The following is a 17,166-nucleotide window of genomic DNA, read 5'->3' as shown; positions in this document are numbered from 1 at the left end:
CTTGAACTGTCTTGCAAGCGGGCGTATGCTGGGTTTGTTTATTATGTGATTGAGGAGTATGTATGCGTTTGGTTATTGCCGCGCCTGCCAACGGCGCACTATTAAAAGACGCGCTCAAAGCGCATTTGCAAAACGATCCGCGTGTCGGTAGTTTGGTTGATTTATCCTCGTCGGACGGAACGTATCCGCAGCTTTCGTTTGCGGCGGCGCAGGAAGTGGCGGCGGGACGTGCTGACCGCGCGCTGTTGATTTGCGGTACGGGCGTGGGTACGGCGATTGCCGCCAATAAGGTACGCGGCATACGGGCGGCGACGGCGCACGATTTGCTTACCGTCCGCGGCTCGGTGGAAAACTACGACGCGCAGGTGTTGTGCATGGGGCAGAATGTGATTGCCGCGCCTGCCGCTTGGGCGCTGGTGGATATTTGGTTGGATTTGCGCCACGACACAAGCAGCAGTTATGCGCCTAAGGTTGGCGAAATCGAGGCATTCGAACGCGGGGCGTAAGCGCATTATTGTTTTGGTTTTATAGCGGATTAAAATAAAAATGAGACAAGGCGGCAACGGGTGCCGTGTACGGATAGTACATAAGGGCGTTGGCAACGCCGTATCATTGCAATTTTAATCCGCTATAAACAGACGACCTTGTTGTACCCTGCCATCAAGGTCGTCTGAAAACGTTTAAACGCTTATTTTCCGCTTTTGCTGCAAGGATGTTGTTCGCTGTTGTCGCAGACGGTAAATTTGCGCAGCTGATCCAAAGCGTTGTGTATTTCTTTCTTGTTCGGCGCGTAGCGGAAGGCGTATTGTTTCACATACAGGCTGTCATTGCCTTGTATTGCCTTGAACCAAGTGTATTCGGGTTTGCCGGTTTGCGGGTTGTGTTCGCAGGTAAGCTGCCACAGGGCGCCGGAATAGCCGTTTTCTTCGCCTTCAATTATGGGATTGAAGCTGCTTTTGGGGCAGGCATTCTGCCATAAGTTTGCCATATTGTTTCGGAATCCCTCTGCACCCGGGTTTGCGCCTGCCATGGATTGCAGGGTGATCATTTGTGTCCAGTTGTCGACGGTCTGTTTTTGCGGTACCAGCTCGACCATGATCATGCCGTTTTGTTGGGTTTGATAGCCGATTTTGAAGTCTTTGGGCGGTTCACCGAAAGACGCTTTCTCCGCAGCTTGCGCCGCCTGTGCTGCCAGAGGGAGCATTACGGCGGCAAGCATCAATTTTTTGACAATATTGGTTTTTTTCATCGTTTTTCCTTTTGCAATAATGAGGGGCGGATGAAACAAAGCATCCGCCGCCGTCATATTATCACAAGCGTCTAGCGTTTTCAGACGACCTTACAGTTGTCTTAAAAATGCTTGAATAAACGCAATCTTATCCAGTTCAGGCATGGCGTTGAACGTTTCGCGATGCTCGTGGATGTGGTCGATTAAGGGGTAAAACTCTTCATCGACGTGGCGTTTGTCGAGCTTGCGTCCGATGTTGCCTTCGTTGCTTCGTCCCAGAAACTTGGAAATCAAGTAATACGGCGATTTGAGTTTGAACAGCATTTCGCCGTTTTGCGCATCAAATACCATAAAGCCTTCGTGTTCCACGTTTTTCAGACGACCTTTCAGCTCGCCGAACGTAATGTTTTTCAGCGTTTCGGGGCGGCGGATGCCGTATTGTTTGCCGATTTCGTCCAATTCCGCTTCAGAAAATTGACGACCTGTCGCCACGTCGATGCAGCCGATTAGGGTTTCACCCAATTCTTCGCGGATGATGTGGATATCTTTCGCGTCTGTGATTTCAAACAAAAAAGTGTGATTCGGATAAGCGCGGAACAGGGTTTCGTATTGCGCGCAGTGTGCGGCGGTCATGTCGGCAAACGCGCTATCAAGCGAGCCGGTGGTCGAATACAGCACTTTGCCGTCAAACGCCGCGCCGTGGGACGGGTGGTCGTCTGAAAGCGAGACGAAAGTGCAGCAGCCGAGGAAACCGTTTACTTTTACCACCGCATCCACCAATCGCTCGTCGCTAATGCGGATCGGATAACGGCTGCCTTTGGCAATACGTTCCGAATAATTGAACACTTTTTTAAACGGACGCACGATGATGCGGTTGTGCGCGTCGATAATCAAACCGCGCATTTCCAGCAGCGCATCGTCGAAGCGGTTGTCGTAGAACACGCTGCGGGCGTATTTCAACACGCGCAATTCGGGGTAACGTTTGGACGCTTTGGCGGTAAAGTTGCGGCTGCCGTGTTGCAGATAATTTTCGGTGACGAAGGTTTGCTGCGCTTCGTCAAACGACAAGGGTTGCTGCTGGAAAGCCTGCATTTGCTTGATTTTTTCCAGTTGTTCCGCGCTGGCGGGTTGTACGGCTTCAACGTGGATTTCGTTTGCCACACGGTTTTGGTTCAGCTTGATATACGCCGCCAACACATCATGCTCTTTCACGCCGTGCAGGTTGGGATAGAAATTGTGCATACGGTAGATTTCTGTTTCAAAACCGCTTTTTTTCGCCAGATCCAACAAATGGCGGCAACGCGAAGCCTTTTGGTTGGTGTTGGAATGGATGATTAGAATATTGCGGTTCGGATTTTGGCGTCCGATTTTTAAGGTTTCGGTCATCAAGGCATTACCGCGCTTCTGCGCCTTATCCACCGCCTCGCCCGACCAGCGGTACACGCCGTTTTCATCGGTCATGAACAAGTCGTTTTCAATATGGACGATTTCGGCATCACGGTACTTCGCTTTAAATTCGGCGGCTTTTTGTTCGGCGAAAGTCGATTTTCCCGAACCTTGGTGTCCACGGATTAAGATGAATTTTTGCATGGTGTTTGGTTTCCTTATTTGGATTTTCAGACGAGGTTTGTCGTAGGAGGTCGTCTGAAAACAATACGGGCGATTTCCTTATCGATTTTTTCCGCCAACAAACGGACGGGATAACTTTGCCAATCGGGATAACGGCGGCTGTGATAACAATGCCAATAGCTGCGGATACGGTCTTTCTGCTTTTGCCAATAAAGCGGGTTGTCAGCGAAGAAGCGTGCCAGAGCAGCGGCGTTGTTTTCGAAAAATACGGCAACGTCAAATTGTATCGGCAAAACGTATTCGCCGAGCAACTGTGCGGCAAAAGGCAGGACGAACTCAGGCTGTCCGGCGGCGAGCAGCTGTTTGAAATACCGTTCGCGAACATGACCGTCGTGATGGCGGGTATTCAGACAGTGTGCCATCAGTTGCCGAACCTCGTTCCCTGTCGGATGAAAAACAACATATTGACGGCTGACGAGACGGATTGTCTGGTCGTCTGAAACAACGGTTTCCCCTTGGCGGACGGGCAAGCGGCTCCCGTAGGGCTGCCGTAAAATCAGCGTTTCTGCTTCATGCCGCAAGGTCGTGGGAAAGGTTTCAATCAGGGCAAGTTCGTCAGCATTCATGTTTGCCACTCAATCTTTTATCGGTAAGGTCGTCTGAAAACGTTGCAACCCTATTTTCAGACGACCCCTTGGCTAATTTACCGCCGCCAGCTCAGTTTTCTCAATCTCTTCCACCCAGAAATCCGCGCCCATACCTTGCTCGGCGAACGAGCCGATGAGCGTGAACACTTGGTCGGAGAAGCCCCCGATGTTCAAGATGTCATGGCGGTTTTGCGCTTGCGCGGTGGTGTAGGGCTGGATGTCCAAGCAGACGAGTTTGGCTTCGGGGCAGCGTTGTTTCAGGATGTCCCATTCTTTCATCAGGCCGGTTTTGCCGCCCCATTGTTCGCGGTCTGCCCAGCTTTCGTTATCAGACACGATAACAACCAAATCCACATCGGCTTTTTCGCGGTTCAGCATGGCGAGCGGTGCGCTGCATGCCGTTCCGCCGCCGCCGATATTGGCGAGTTTTTGGGCGTTGGTCATGATGCTGTCGCGCGGGTTGAGCTGCACGTTTACCGTGATTCGTTCAAACGGTATTACGCGGGCTTTCGGGTTGGTGCGCAACATGGCGGCGGACACGAGTGCGGCGATGTCGATGCAGCGGGTTTTGCTGGTTGCGCTGCCGCGATAGCCGGTAGCCGAGCTGTGCATGGAACCGGAGACATCCGGGCAAACCACGACTTTGCCTCGGATGGCCGGTACGTTTTGTACGGCGGTTTCCATCGCGTCTTGCAGCGCTTCGCAGATTTCAAACGGCATCTTTTCGGATGTCGCCTGATACGCGGTCAGCAATTGGTAAGGCAGGACGCGGGCGCGGCGGATGGCGGTTTTGTCGCGCAGTTTTTCTGCCACCATTTTGATGTTTTTGCTTTTCGCAAACACATCGTGGCGCAGGAAAGTGTTCAGGTTTTGGCGAACCTGCTGCCATGAGCCGTTGCGGGCGATTTGCGCCCAGTCGCCGCTGTTCAATTCCAAGGCAGTGAGCATTTGGAAGGGAACGTCGGGCAATGCGCCTTGGCGGCTTTGCTTGTAGTCTTCAAAGGCGCGGGTAATGGGCGGCAATGCTTCGCGGTCGTACGGTTTGCCGATAAGCCACGCAAACCAGGCGGCGCGCCATGCTTCACGCGGTTTGGGGTGCACCATTTTGACCACGTCCGCCAGCGACGGGGCGTTGCCGATGGCTGCGTTCAACAATTGTTTTTCAGTGGTGGTCAAAAGCCAAGTCTGCATCAGTTTTTTCGGACGGTTGCCGAAGGATTTTCTGCCGACTGCGCCGCTGCGGATGATTTGTGCGAAGTTGCGCAACATTTTACCGTTGTCCGCCACTTGGTCGAATACGCGGGCAAGCATGTTCACGTCTTTTTGCGCCAACACGGCAAGCAACAGCGCGGGCATGTCTTTCATGAAGCCTTTTTGACGGGCGTACACGGCGGTTTTGGCGATAAATTCGGCATCCAGGTTTTCCGCCAATTCCAATACTTGTTCAAGCTGGTCTTGCGCATCGGTGTAGTAGGTGCTGTTCAGGCAGCCGGTGGCGGCAAGCTGGGCGAGCTGTTGTTTGGGTGTCAGCGTGTAGGCCATGCCGCCTGCTTCGTTGCGGGTATTGGCGGCAGTCAAACGGGTTTTAACGGATTGGAACAAGGTGGTGTTAGCCATTTTCATTTCCTTTTGTGTTGTTGTTTTTGGGTGGTCTGATGTTTTAGCTTTATAAAAGCAGCGTTTCAGACGGCCTCGAATGGGTGGCGGCGTGGCGGCTAATATTTGAAGGGATACGGTTTTTTAACGTGGAAGGTTAATGTAATCCCTTCAGGCATCCGCCTGCCGCCGTAAAAAAAGGGGGGGGGGGCGGCTAGTCTGTGGCAGGATTTCTGCTTCGTATTATTAGTACGACGATTGTTTATCCAATGTAATCCTGCCGGCATCCGCCCGTAAAACTTGTAAATATTGGTTTTAACTTCATTGAAGCTGTACTTTCAGACGACCTTTCGCTTTCAATCATGCAGCGGATACATGCCTGCCGCACATAGGCTTTGCGGTCGTCTGAAAGAAGCAGCACAAGCATGCTTCCATAGCCGAACAGAAACTCTGCCTCTTTGCCCTGCGCCGTGCCGAGTATTTCGGCTTGGTGGAAGGTGCGGCCGTCTGAAAGCGCGATGTCGTAACGGCTGCCTTCCTTTATCAAACTGCATTCCGCTTCGGGAAAAGCCTGTTTCCGCCAAGCCTGCTCGCGTTTGCGGCTGCGGCTGTTTTGGAACGACCCGCAAACCAGAGTTGAAAAAACGATGACGCCGATGATTAGCCAAGTGTTCATATCTATTCCTTAAAGTCGGCTCAGTTTCAGGTAGCCTTCTTTCGGAAAAGGATGTTCTACCCATCTTTCCAAATATTCTTTTTCGCCGATATTCAGATAAATATCTTCTAAAATCAGACGGATATTTTCAGCCAATTCATACCGGCCTACTTTGCCGTGCCATAAGGTTTGTTGTGGACTGCGATTGAAGTTGAAACTGAAAAACCAGTCGTCTGAATAAATCAGCCTCACTTCGGCTTCGTTGCTTTGTTCGGCTGCAGATACCAGTAAGGCCAGTTCGCCAGGTTCGTCTAAAAACAGGACTTTCGCCTCAGTGATGCTGCCGCCGCTTTGCAGGGCAATTGCTAAATCACATAAATCTTTCAGCGAATCATGCAGATAGGAAACGGCTTGCTGATGGCTTTCTCCGCCATATTTCACGGTAACGCTTGCCCAGCCTGCATCATGCAGTTGATAAGCGATATGGAATGGTTCGGTCATGGCTATGCCTCCTTCAGGTCGTCTGAAAGTATCGATAAGGTGCAGCACGGCAAACAACGAGTTTTTGGAAACGCCTTATTGCTCTAACCGACTGAGCTACCCGCCGAAAGCGGGGCAGGACTCGAACCTGCGACGGATGTAGTTTCCAAGGCATTTGTCCGCCATACTGCGAAAAAGGTGGGCGGCTAGATTGGCAGGATTTACGCCGTTTCCGGCGGCGGGAATCGAACCCGCAATAACCGATCTGTAATCCTGCCGGCATCCGCCCGTAAGGGGTGGTACATCTGGCAACAAGAAGTAGAGAAATTTTTACGCGCTCTATCCTCTGAGCTACTCTGCCATAGTTGGCGGCAGAGGCGGGATTCGAACCCGCGACCTCGAGCGTTGGCAGGCTGTAATTCCTCCGGCATTTGCCGAATGCACCTAAAACGGTTTTCATCGTAGGTCGTCTGAAAAGTTTCAGACGGCCTTGAGTGATCAAGCGATACAGCAAGCCATCAACCATTCGGGGAAATAAGGCTGGCATTTGCCTGCTGAATCAGAAAAGGTGGGCGACTAGAGAAACAAGACGTCAACGCCTATTAGGCGAGGCAGGAGTCGAACCTGCAGAAACCTTGTAGTCTTGTCGGCATTCGCCCTGTAACGACACGGCAGCTAAAAATTTACGGAAAAATCTTTCCTATAGAACTGTATTTCCCGCGGCATCTGCTGCATCGTTACATTTACAACATAGCCAACAGCGTGCCAACGATAAAAAAATTTCAAAATTAATTTTTAATTTATTGAATATAAAGAAAATATATTTTAATGTGGTCTTTTGTGGCAAAAAGCGTAGAATGCTAAAAAATATAATTTTTGATAGTTATATAGAAAATAAGATAATTAAGGAGATGCGATGCGATTCGACGATTTGGATAAACACCTGCGGCAATACGAAACTGCTTACGATTTCTGCGTGCCGCAGGAAAATTTCATCGTAGTGCGCTTGGACGGACGCGGGTTTACACGGTTGACCAAGGAAATTTGGCAGTTTGAAGCCCCGTTTGACATCCGTTTCCGCGATTTGATGGCGCACACTGTCCAACATCTGATGCAATGCGGCTTCAATGTGGCGTACGGCTATTCCGAAAGTGACGAAATCTCGCTGCTGCTGCGCCGCGACGACGATACGTTCAAACGCAAAACGCGCAAAATCATTTCGGTATTGGCGGGCGAAGCCAGCGCCGCCTTTTCGGTAGCGCACGGGCAGCCCGCCGCTTTTGATGCCAGAGTTTGCGTTTTGCCGAACGAAAAATTGGTGGTCGATTATTTCCGTTGGCGGCACGAAGACTCATACCGCAACGCGCTCAACGCCCACTGCTATTGGATGCTGCGCAAAAAAGGCGAAAGCGTATCCCGTGCCACAGATGCCGTCAGCGGGCTGACACGCGCGCAAAAACACGATTTGCTGTTTGAAAACAGCATTAATTTCAACGAACTGCCCGCATGGCAGAAACGCGGCTTCGGCGTGTATTTTCAGACGGCCTTGAAAGAGGGCTTCAACCCGCAAACCGGCGAAAACGTGCAGGTGGAACGCCAAATCTTACATACTGATTTCGAGCTGCCTTTAGGCGATGATTACGGCGCATTTGTCTTGGAAAGAATCGTTTAGAGGTCGTCTGAAAATGAATACTCCTACAAAAGTACACATCCCTGCTGTTCTCATCATTGATTTGGAAGTTGATCCGAAAACCGACAAGCCGTTCAAAATCGGTGCATTCCGCCCCGACTCTGGTTTATTTTTTGAAAAAGCTTTTCGTGGAGAAAAGGGTTTTCATGCTGCCTTGGTTGAAATGGCGCATATGACTGATGGATTGAAGTGGCTGATGGGGCATAACTTTCTCGAACACGATTTGAAATATTTGAAGGCTGCAATGCCTGAAGCTGCATGGCTTAAATTGCCTGTTATCGATACGCTGCGGCTCTCGCCTTTGGCATTTCCGCAAAATCCGTATCATCGCTTGATCAAAAACCATAAGATCATCTCTTCTGAAATTAATTCCCCGCTTGCCGACTGCCACGCATGCTGGCAACTTTTCCAAGACCAATGCACGGCGTTCGGCAAAATCAAGGCAGAAAGTCCCGAAGAGTTTGAGTTGTGGGCGACCTTGTCCGACATGCCTCTGCCATACCAGATTTTAGATTGCATTACCATTCCCGAACGCGTCGTATGCCCTGATGTCAAGCGGCTGATCAGCACCATTTGGCTGATGATGCAGGACAACGATGACCAAGGTCGTCTGAAAGTTTGCCGCACTCGTTTTACGGAGTTGATGAAAACTGATATCCATAATCCTGATATATATCCCTCCCTCGGCTACGCTTTGTCGTGGTTAAAAGTTTCTGGTGGGAATTCTGTACTGGCACCGTGGGTGCGGCATCAATTTCCCGAGACGGCTCGGTTGATTGCCGAGTTGCGTGATTATGATTGTGGCAGTACGGAATGTCGTTATTGTCAGGATACGCTCAATCCAGATGTACAGTTGCAGCGTTATTTCAAACTGCCTACTTTCCGCGATGTAAAGGGATTTGATGGTGGACAACGTGCGGTGGTGCAATCCAGTATGAAGGGATTGCACACGCTGGCGGTGTTGCCTACGGGCGGCGGCAAATCCTTGTGTTACCAGTTGCCAGCGCTCAACCGCTACTACCGCAACGGAGGCTTGACAATAGTTGTTTCACCTTTGCAATCGCTGATGAAAGATCAATTGGACGGTTTGGAGAAAAAAGGTGCTACCTGCGCTGCTATGCTTAACGGCTTGGTTGAGGTGGTTGAACGTGCCCAAATTTTAGACAAAACCGCGTTGGGCGATATCGGCATCTTGTTCGTCGCACCTGAGCAATTCCGCAACAGAAGTTTCATTACTGCTATTTCACAGCGTCAAATCAACGGCTGGGTATTTGATGAGGCGCATTGCTTGTCTAAATGGGGGCACGATTTCCGTCCTGATTATCTATATGCAGTCAAATTTATTGCTGAATACAGCAAAAATAGTGGTGCGGTTGCGCCGGTCAGTTGTTTCACTGCTACCGCCAAGCCCGACGTCCTTGCTGATATTACCCACCATTTTCGAGAGGAAATGGGTATTGAGTTTCGCCAATTTATCGGTGACAACGCGCGCGACAATCTGTTTTACGATGTGCAGGAAATTTCAGACGACCTCAAAAAACAAAAAATCAACGAGCTGTTGCATCGTGAGCTTGATCATCAAAGCGGTGGAGCCGTGGTATTTGTCGGACGGCGTAAAAGTGCGGAAACCTATTCGAATTATCTGAAAGAACAAGGCTGGGCATGTGAGCATTTCCACGCCGGTTTAGGCAACAACGAAAAAGCCGATATTCAAAACCAGTTTATTGGCGGTAGTTTGCGCGTTATTGTCGCCACCAACGCCTTTGGTATGGGGGTGGACAAATCTGATGTGCGCCTAGTGATTCATGCCGAGATTACCGGTTCGCTGGAGAATTATTTGCAGGAAGCAGGTAGGGCAGGAAGGGATCAGGAAGATGCAAAATGCGTGTTGCTTTATGACGGAAAAGACGTGGATACGCAGTTTTCCATCAGCAAAATGTCGCAAATCGAATTGCGCGATTTGAAATCCGTGTGGAAGAAAGTCGGTTGGCTGAATCAGGCGGCATACGGCAAAGACCATTGCGGTGAAATCGTGGCAACAGGTGGCGAAATTTTGCGCGACACCGAGGAGCACATGAGTTTTGACAGCGATGATAGACAGGCAGATACCAAAGTCAAAACCGTGCTGGCATGGCTGGAACGCGCAGACTTATTGGAGCGTAAGGAAAATCAAACCCGTATTTTCCCCGCACGTTCAGGTCGTCTGAATCTAGATGAGGCGCTGGCGATTATTGAAAAAAACAAGTTCAGCAAGCGTATCTCGGAAATTTACCAAACTATTGTCGAAATCGTGTTTCAAGCGCCAGAAGATGCGCCTTTGAGTACCGACGATTTGATGCTGGCAACAGCATGCAGTTTCACTGAATTGCGCGGTCATCTAAAAAAACTGGAAGAATTGGACATTCTTACCAACGATACACACATGACCGTTATTTTGCGTACTGATAACAAAAAGCCTGCTGATAAACGTCTGGCGCAAGTTATCGCTTGGGAAGAGAAACTTTGGCAGATTTTAAAAAACGAAATTCCGGAAGCAGACCAAGGTATTTGGCAAAATCTCTCGTTGAGCGCTGTCTGCCACCAAATGCATGAAGCGGGTTTAGAAACCAATCCGGCTGAAATCAAACTTTTGATGCAGTCGCTCGCCGATGATAAGGCGGCACAGCAGACAAACAGCAGTGGAAGTTTTCAAATCCGCGATGTTGGCAACAACCTTTTGAAAGTGCGTTTCAAGAATTCTAAGAGCGACAGTTGGGAAAGCGTGCAAAACAACGCAGAGCTGCGCCGTAATATCAACCTGTGCCTCTTACCATTCTTGATGGCAAAAACCAACGGAGTGCGTCAAAAAGACGTAATGGTGGAAACCCGCATGGGTGAATTGGTACAACAGATTGCCGACGATTTGGTATTGTCGGTGCAAATCCCCGCCGACCGTCGTGAGCTTCTGCTCAAGCAGGCTTTGCTGTTTATGCACAAACAAGGTGTGATCAAACTCAACCACGGCATGACCATTCTAAGACATGCCATGACTATTATCCCTAATCCTGAAGCACTCTCAGCTAAACGCCAATATCTTGTGGAGGACTATAAACCACTTTCTGTTTTTTACAGCGAAAAACGTTTTCAAATCCATGTGATGCAGGAATACGCCCTTCGTGCATTGAAAAACCTTGCCGAAGGATTGAATTTGGTGCGTGATTACTTTGGCTTGGAAGAAAAGAATTTTAAAAATAAATGGTTTAAAGGTCGTCTGAAAGAATTGGACGAGCCTGCATCGCCACAAACTCTGCGCGAAATTACAGATGGGCTGAATGAGATGCAGAAAGCCGTTGTTACCGACCAAAGCAGCAGTAACCGTCTTATTCTTGCCGGACCGGGTTCAGGCAAAACGCGAGTTATTGTGCACCGTGTTGCTTACCTTTTACGGGTGCAACATGTTCCCGCATCCGCCATCATTGTATTGACTTTCAACCGTTTGGCGGCGCAGGAGGTCAAGCGCCGCCTGTTCGGACTGGTCGGTCCTCTTGCTGCTGCCGTTACGGTCATGACTTATGACGGTATGGCAATGCGGCTTTTGGGGGTGCGTTTCGATGGCAATAACCGTGAATATGGCAAAAGTCAGTTTAAAGAATGGTGCAGGCAGGCTGCCGCTATGCTTTCAGACGACCTTGAAAACGATGATGGTAGCGACGAGACACGCGAACGTATCATGGCAGGTTTCCGCTATATTCTGGTAGATGAATACCAAGACATCAGCGAAGAACACTACCGGCTCGTTTCTGCGCTTGCGGGTAGGAAGCGGGCTGAAGAAGACAAGCTGACGATTCTGGCGGTCGGTGACGATGACCAAAACATCTACGCCTTCAATGGCACGAGCAACGAGTACATACACCGTTTCCAAAAAGACTACGACGTTGCCCAACCCGACTATTTGACCTACAACTACCGCAGTACACAATACATCATCAGCGCTGCTAACAGCGTAATAAACGGCATGACAGGTCGTCTGAAAACGCTGCATCCGATTGTTATCAACCCTGAACGTCAAACACAGCCCAACGGTGGTGTACGGGCTGCAACAGACAGCGAAAGGCAGGGGCGTGTGCGCCACATCAGCCTGCCGTTCGGTAGCAGCAGCAACATACAGGCACAAGCTGTTATCACCGAAATAGGTCGTCTGAAAACCTTGAGCGAAGTCGCATGGAATGAGATTGCAGTTTTATCCCGTCATAATGCCAGTCTCAAACCTCTGCAGGCATGGTGTGAACAAAACGGCATACCTTATTTTTTGAGTGCCGACAAAAGCAGCAAAATCAAATTGCGCCACACCCGTGAGTTTGTCCGCCTGATTGATGGCGTGGAAAAACAAACCGAAGGCTTTACATCACAAGCTTTTGCAGAACTTATTAGTGAACAAGTGAAAAAAAGCGGTGGCAGTTGGTGCGTTTGGTTTAGGCAATTACAAACTGATTTCTTAAACGAATATCCACTGCAAGATGAGAAGCTACCTGAAAAGTCGGATAACTTTGCAGAGAGTCGTGAGGCAGAAATCCAAGCGTCGCTCATAGAAGACAACGGGTCGTCTGAAAACGGTAGTGGCACTGTTAACCGATATTCGTCTGCCTTTCTGAAAAGCTGGCTCTACGAATATGTAGGTGATGAACATGAAACCCGTTCGGAAGGTATATTTCTAGGCACGGCGCACGCAGTCAAAGGGTTGGAGTTTAAGCACGTCTTCATTTTAGACGGCGGTTGGCAGGGAGTTGACGAAGCCGAACAGAGGCTTTATTACGTCGCTATGACTCGTGCCATAGAAACACTGACCCTACTGCAAACTACTCCAGAGCATCCTTGGATGACAAAGCTACCTGATGATATTGAAAACGTGGCTCAAATCTTTACCGAATTACCTGAGTTGAATACCGAATACAGACGTTTGGCAGCTTATCGAAACACGGCAGTCGAGGGAGAAACCGATAGCAAAAGTGATTTGGATATCGACTTCATTGTCTGTCACAACAATGTCGAAACTGTGAAACAACGTCTGTTTGCTGCTGCGAAGCTGAAAAAAGACGACCCACTGGAAATGAAGCGGACGGAGGATGGCAGATATATTTTCCTTTCTGATGATATTGAAGTTGCCCGTACCGTCAAATTACCACCGTTGCCGACAAAAACTACCGCCTATGCCAACACTTTCAGAGTACGTTATTTAGACGAAGTCGGAGAATCATTTCGCCAACGTATTCCAGAAAAAATCGGCACTAAAAAGCTGGAAAAATGGACGCTTGTTATTCCTATGTTAGTGATACCGCCTGAGTAAAAAGAGTTTTTCAGGCTATCTCAAACATGAAGAAGGCAGCTTGAATACAAGGCTGTCTGAGACTCAAACGGAATAAACGGAATAAAAGATGAGTAACAAAAAACAAGTCGCCGTCAGCTTTCTCGGTACGGTATTGGACAGCGGTTTCGGTCAAGGGCGTTGGCAGAAGTGGCGGCCGAATGTCGCCATGAATCAGCGTCAGGATTTTCATCTTGACCGTATAGAGCTGTTTTATTCGGAGAAATACCGCGATCTGGCGGATCATGTAAAAGCCGATATTCAGCAGGTGTCGCCGCACACCGCCGTCAATCTCGTGCCTATGGAGCTGGAAAACCCGTGGGATTTTTCTGAGGTTTACACCAAACTGCACGATTGGGCGGCGGGCTATACATTTGATACTGAAGAAGAAACTTATCTCACCCACATCACCACGGGTACGCACGTTGCGCAAATCTGCCTGTTTTTATTGGTAGAATCGCGCCAAATCCCCGGCGTGCTGTTGCAGACTGCGCCGCCGAAAAATCAAAAACGCAGCATGGGAAAAGGCGATGTCGGCAGTTATGAAATCATCGATTTAGATTTGGCACGTTACGACGTGCTTGCCGAACGCCTCGCCGCCGTGCGTGATGACGCGGTGCGCTATCTGAAAAGCGGCATCTCCACCCAAAACGCCGCCTTCAACCGCATGATTGCCGAAATCGAGCAAGTCGCGTTGCATTCCCCGTCGCCGATTCTGCTCTCCGGCCCTACCGGTGCGGGCAAATCGATGCTGGCGCGCAGGATTTTCGAATTGAAAAAAGCGCGCCATCTGATTAAAGGCGAGTTTGTCGATGTGAACTGCGCCACCTTGCGCGGCGACGGTGCGGCTTCCGCCCTGTTCGGCCACAAAAAAGGCGCGTTTACCGGCGCAGCGGAAAAGCGCGAAGGCTATTTGAAAACCGCCGACGGCGGCGTGTTGTTTTTGGATGAAATCGGCGAATTGGGCTTGGACGAGCAGGCCATGTTGCTCAAAGCCATTGAAGAAAAACATTTTTATCCCGTCGGCAGCGACAAGGAAGTGCAAAGCAGCTTCCAGCTTATCGCCGGCACCAACCGCGACCTGAGGCGGGAAATCCGCGCCGGACGCTTCCGCGAAGACCTATTCGCCCGCATCAATATCTGGAACTACCCACTGCCCGCGCTCGCCGACCGCCGCGAAGACATCGAGCCGAACATCGAACACCAGCTCGCACTCGCTTCGCAGGAACTCGGTCGCGCCACCCGTTTCAATAAAGAAGCCCTGTCCGCCTACCTTGCCTTCGCCCATTCAAGCGAAGCCCGATGGCGCGGCAATTTCCGCGATCTTGCCGCCAGCATCATGCGTCTTGCCACACTTGCCCCGCAGGGCAGGATACAGACGGAACAAGTGGCGGCGGAAATTGAGCGGCTCAAATGGTTGTGGGCTGAAGAGGCGGATTCAGACGACCTTTTACACAAGGGGTCGTCTGAAAAGGCGGATAACTACCCCGACAAAATCGATTGGGAAAATTTGGATTTGTTTGACCAGTTGCAGTTGCAGAGCGTGATTGATGAATGCCGCAAACACCAAAACATGGCGCAGGCGGGAAGGGCATTGTTTCATGTTTCCCGAAACAGCCGTGCCAAAACCAATGACAGCGACAGGCTGCGCAAATATTTGCAGAAATTCGGTTTGGAGTGGGGCGATATCGTGCAGTAGATGAGGATTGGTGCTGGCGGGTTGGAGCGGGAGAGGTTTCTATTTCGATTGGCTGGTATGGTCAAACGAGGGAAAGGTCGTCTGAAAAAACTGTTCTCAAGATTCACTGAGTTCGTTTTAGCTCTGCAGAAACTGACTGCGTCCGTTTTCAGACGACCTTTTGCTTTGTGGCGAGGATGGACTTATGGTTTGGTCAGATAAGGATATAGATCCATGCGTCCGTCTTGAAGTACGGCTAAATAGTCCGGTGCATCAAACCTCATCCCAGTACCGTGATAAAGGCATTTTTGTCGAGGATCGGGATATAGTCCGCCGCCCAAATAGCCGATTTCTAGCGTTTGCTGATTGGCAGCATACTGTTTCAACACTGCGGCAGCAGCTTGTGTTTGTTCGGCGGTGGGATGGTCGTCGGCTCGTCCCAGACCAAGCAGATCCCAAAAGGTTTTTCTAGGAGGAGTAATACGGATATTGTATGTCGTACATCCATCGTTATAAATTGGGTGTTCTATTTGGCGGACGGAAATTCGATAGTAACCGTGGCTGCCTACAATACTGAGGACTTGGGCTTTTGAAAAATCACCGCCTGCATAGGCTGCTAACGGAAATGACAGGAAGAAGAGGGGGATAAGGTGGCGCATAAGGTTTAGGTCGTCTGAAAGAGTGTTGGGCGTTACTGCAAGCTTAACATGGCAGGTATTACGGAAAGTATAGTGGATTAAATTTAAACCAGTACGGCGTTGCCTCGCCTTAGCTCAAAGAGAACGATTCTCTAAGGTGCTGAAGCACCAAGTGAATCGGTTCCGTACTATTTGTACTGTCTGCGGCTTCGTCGCCTGGTCCTGATTTAAATTTAATCCACTATAGGAAGGTAAGGTCGGGTACGGCGTTTTTCTTTTTACTGGAAGGGTCGTCTGAAATTTTTTCAGACGACCTTTATTGTCTTTAGTTTGAAGGATAAGGATTTAAACGATTACGGATTTTCGCTATACGGGGAAATTTTCGTCACGCGCCGGCGTTTTTGGTGCAGGGGGCGGGTTTGTTCCGACTGGAAAACGTAATCAAAGGGGCGAAGTTGCAGCGTCTGCCACAGGCGGTCTAGGGCACGGGTGGCGGCGGTGCGGGTTTGCTCTGTGTCGGGCGTGAGGAAAATGTACAGGGCTTTGCCGTGTTGTTCGACGCGGTATTCTTGGATGAGGTCGTCTGAAATCATAGCGCGGCGGATGAAGTCGGCGTAGAGGGCGTAAGGTTTGCCGCCTGTCGTGCGTGCGTCGAGGATGTCGTCGCAGCGTCCTTCGATGGCGTTGATGCGGGCGAATGCGCTGCCGCAGGGGCAGGGTGCGTCGTTGGCAATCAAAACGTCGTCGAGGCGGTAGCGGATGACGGGTTGGCTTTTGCGGTTGAAGTCAGTAATGACGGGGGCGAAGCGGCCGCTTTCGCGGTCTATCCAGTCTTTTTCGATATAGACCATGTCTTCGTTCAGATGCAGGTTGCCGTGGGCGCAGGTGTGGGCAAGGAAGCCTTCGGTGCATTGGTAGATTTGGTGAACCTGTGTTCCGAAGCGTTGTTCGATGCGGGTTTTGACTTGCGGTTCCAAGACTTCGGCAACGGAGATGATTTTTTTGGGGCGTATGGCGAGGTCGGAATGCTGGGCAAGCTGCTGCAATACTTGGGCGGGGGCGATGAGGATGGTGGGGTTTTGTGCGTTGAGCCTTGGGATGTGTGCATCCAAGGTGTCGAGCAGGTCGTAAAACTCGAAGCGTATCAGCGGGCTTTTGACGGCGGTGTAGAGGTTGCTGTTGGCGCGCAGGAAGAAGGCGATGCTGTGGCGGGCGAGGTAGGGGCGGGGCAGCATGCGTTTGAGCATATAGCCTGCCCACAGGGCGGATTCTTCGGGGGAAACGAGGAAAATGCCCCTGTTGCCGCTGGTGCCGGAGGAAAGTCCGACGGTGATTTCTTTGCCCGAGGTCGTCTGAAAAACGGGGCTGAAGTCGCGGCTTTCTTCGGCTTTGAGGGCGACGGAGAGGGCATCTTTTTCGCTGATGCCGTAGGCGTTGATATCGACGAAATGCTGCATGAAGATGCGTTTGTTGATAACGGGGTAGTCTTGCAGCTTGGCTCTGTGCGGGTAGAAGCGGCTGTTGTGGTTATTCAAAAGGCGGTCGAGCTGTTTTTGCTGGTGTGCTTCAAGGGCGGCGCGGTCTGTGTAATCTCGGGTGTTGAAGAAGGATTTGAGGATTTGCCATTTTGAAGGTTTCATGGTG

Annotated in this window: 12 protein-coding genes; 4 read left to right on the top strand and 8 right to left on the bottom strand. The window is 50.4% G+C overall.

Annotation, left to right across the window (positions count from 1 at the left end; genetic code table 11):
- The first annotated feature begins 62 nt into the window (after nt 1-62).
- Nucleotides 63-506, top strand: a complete 444-nt coding sequence (locus AAG834_RS03100; protein WP_342031219.1) for an RpiB/LacA/LacB family sugar-phosphate isomerase — start codon at nt 63-65, stop codon at nt 504-506.
- Nucleotides 507-688: 182 nt separating this feature from the next.
- Here AAG834_RS03100 and AAG834_RS03095 read toward each other — a convergent pair whose 3' ends face one another.
- The 6 genes from AAG834_RS03095 to AAG834_RS03070 form a co-directional block, all read right to left on the bottom strand.
- A complete protein-coding gene (locus tag AAG834_RS03095; RefSeq protein WP_342031218.1) occupies nt 689-1,306 on the bottom strand; it encodes a hypothetical protein in 618 nt (205 codons plus the stop codon).
- Nucleotides 1,307-1,339: 33 nt separating this feature from the next.
- A complete protein-coding gene (locus AAG834_RS03090) occupies nt 1,340-2,818 on the bottom strand; it encodes an RNA ligase (protein ID WP_342031217.1) in 1,479 nt (492 codons plus the stop codon).
- A gap of 26 nt (nt 2,819-2,844) precedes the next feature.
- Nucleotides 2,845-3,423 (bottom strand): hypothetical protein, encoded by a 579-nt coding sequence (locus AAG834_RS03085; protein WP_342031243.1) that lies wholly within the window; start codon nt 3,421-3,423, stop codon nt 2,845-2,847.
- Between the two features lie 72 nt (nt 3,424-3,495).
- Nucleotides 3,496-5,067 (bottom strand): RNA-binding protein, encoded by a 1,572-nt coding sequence (locus tag AAG834_RS03080; protein WP_342031216.1) that lies wholly within the window; start codon nt 5,065-5,067, stop codon nt 3,496-3,498.
- Between the two features lie 235 nt (nt 5,068-5,302).
- The gene (locus tag AAG834_RS03075) at nt 5,303-5,716 is read right to left on the bottom strand and encodes a hypothetical protein (RefSeq protein ID WP_342031215.1); all 414 of its coding nucleotides are present in this window, start codon (nt 5,714-5,716) and stop codon (nt 5,303-5,305) included.
- A gap of 9 nt (nt 5,717-5,725) precedes the next feature.
- Nucleotides 5,726-6,196 carry a hypothetical protein gene (locus AAG834_RS03070; RefSeq protein WP_342031214.1) on the bottom strand — a complete coding sequence of 157 codons (471 nt, stop codon included), beginning with the start codon at nt 6,194-6,196 and terminating at the stop codon, nt 5,726-5,728.
- Between the two features lie 895 nt (nt 6,197-7,091).
- Between AAG834_RS03070 and AAG834_RS03065 the strand changes: the two genes are divergently transcribed.
- From AAG834_RS03065 to rtcR, 3 genes are all read left to right on the top strand, one after another.
- Complete coding sequence (locus tag AAG834_RS03065) at nt 7,092-7,847, top strand: tRNA(His) guanylyltransferase Thg1 family protein (protein ID WP_342031213.1); 756 nt, start codon at nt 7,092-7,094, stop codon at nt 7,845-7,847.
- A 13-nt stretch (nt 7,848-7,860) separates the two neighbouring features.
- Entirely contained in the window at nt 7,861-13,188 is a 5,328-nt protein-coding gene (locus AAG834_RS03060; RefSeq protein ID WP_342031212.1) for a RecQ family ATP-dependent DNA helicase, read from the top strand.
- A gap of 88 nt (nt 13,189-13,276) precedes the next feature.
- Nucleotides 13,277-14,905, top strand: a complete 1,629-nt coding sequence (rtcR, locus tag AAG834_RS03055; protein WP_342031211.1) for an RNA repair transcriptional activator RtcR — start codon at nt 13,277-13,279, stop codon at nt 14,903-14,905.
- A gap of 182 nt (nt 14,906-15,087) precedes the next feature.
- Here rtcR and AAG834_RS03050 read toward each other — a convergent pair whose 3' ends face one another.
- Nucleotides 15,088-15,543 carry a hypothetical protein gene (locus tag AAG834_RS03050; protein WP_342031210.1) on the bottom strand — a complete coding sequence of 152 codons (456 nt, stop codon included), beginning with the start codon at nt 15,541-15,543 and terminating at the stop codon, nt 15,088-15,090.
- Between the two features lie 332 nt (nt 15,544-15,875).
- Nucleotides 15,876-17,162 (bottom strand): F390 synthetase-related protein, encoded by a 1,287-nt coding sequence (locus tag AAG834_RS03045; RefSeq protein ID WP_342031209.1) that lies wholly within the window; start codon nt 17,160-17,162, stop codon nt 15,876-15,878.
- Between the last annotated feature and the right edge of the window lie 4 nt (nt 17,163-17,166).

It is taken from the genome of Neisseria sp. Marseille-Q2251, assembly GCF_940793045.1.
GTDB lineage: Bacteria > Pseudomonadota > Gammaproteobacteria > Burkholderiales > Neisseriaceae > Neisseria.
This window is presented reverse-complemented; position numbering and strand designations above follow the sequence as displayed.